General features: G+C 55.2%; 1 protein-coding gene. It reads left to right on the top strand.

The features are described 5' to 3' along the window. Positions 1–221 (top strand): transposase (locus tag O2S87_RS19480; RefSeq protein ID WP_475410276.1); only part of this gene is annotated, 221 nt, incomplete at both ends.

Genomic DNA, 221 nt, shown 5'->3' with positions numbered 1-221 from the left:
TTCGGCAGGGCCAAAGATACCAATCGCAGCGGAGTTCACGCAGGCGAAACAAGCCTCAAAAGAGACGGCAATGCGCGTCACACGTGACGCGCTTGCCGTCAAGCATCCAATCTGGTTGCTTGGAGACAGTGCATACGATATCCTTGATTGGCACGACTTCCTGCTGGAAGCAGGAGTCGTGCCGATCGTCCCATACAATCCACGAAACACCAGCGATCCAC

It is taken from the genome of Halohasta sp. A2 (genome assembly GCF_056175805.1).
This window is presented reverse-complemented; position numbering and strand designations above follow the sequence as displayed.